The 900-nt window shown below is 25.1% G+C and carries 1 protein-coding gene and 1 pseudogene; one reads left to right on the top strand and one right to left on the bottom strand.

What is annotated here, in order from left to right:
* Positions 1-181: pseudogene (locus GQX97_RS12645) on the top strand (flavodoxin family protein); the annotation flags it as partial.
* Positions 182-455: 274 nt separating this feature from the next.
* On the opposite strand, the gene GQX97_RS12640 reads toward GQX97_RS12645, so the two are convergent.
* Positions 456-900 (bottom strand): HAD family hydrolase (locus GQX97_RS12640; RefSeq protein ID WP_157152245.1); only part of this gene is annotated, 445 nt, incomplete at its 5' end.

The raw sequence follows: 900 nt of genomic DNA, 5'->3' as shown, positions 1-900 counted from the left end.
AGAGGGAAATGATGAAAATAATTCTAAGCCTGTTCTAGAATATTATCATTATTTGTTAAATTATCTTGGATGGAAAGATTTAGGATATTTGATAGTTGGAGGAGTGTTTAATGTTGGGGATATTAAAGATAAAAAAGAATTATTAAATAAAGCATTTGAAATGGGAAAATCTATATTATAAAAAATTAAAGAGAGGCTTTTGTATATTCAAGAGTCTCTCTTTTTTAAAATTATTTACGTACCCCGCCCTATAAGATTTATTGTTTAAAACTAATAATATGAATTTCATTAGTTTTATTGTTTTCTTAAAATAAGCACACCCGCCCTAGTTATTATTAGTTTTTTAGGTTTTCACTTCGCACGTTGAGCTTGATTAAAAATATAATTAAAATTGTTTTATAAATAGAATAAAATATTTTKMTTAATTCACCGTGCGGTAGAAARTATAGAAAATTTTACTTGTTGTAAGCTAATASAAAATCTTTTACTTCTTTGAAATTGTTTATATAACAATCATTTTTTAAATTTAGTAATGTTTGTTTGTCTGTAATGCCGTATAAAGCAATTAGTGCTTTGATATTAGCGTTTTTGGCAAACTCATAATCYGGAACACCATCTCCYACCATAATAGTTTCTTCTTCTATTAGGCTATAATCTTTTTTTAAGTTATACCAAATRTTTAYATCYGGCTTTCTATAAGGATAGATTCCATCGCCTATAACAGCTTTAAAATAATTAAATATATTTAGTTTTTTTGCTGTTGTAATTGTTATCTCGTTTGGCTTATTTGATATTATAAACATATTAATATTGAGTTTATAAAGTGTTGTAAGTGTTTCTAATACATTGTCATAAAGCTTTGTATTGTCTGTAGAGTGTTTACTATAATAATCAAGATAA

Source organism: Brachyspira sp. SAP_772 (assembly GCF_009755885.1).
Lineage (GTDB): Bacteria > Spirochaetota > Brachyspiria > Brachyspirales > Brachyspiraceae > Brachyspira.
The sequence above is the reverse complement of the archived record's forward strand: the minus strand, read 5'-3'. Positions and strand labels throughout refer to the sequence as shown.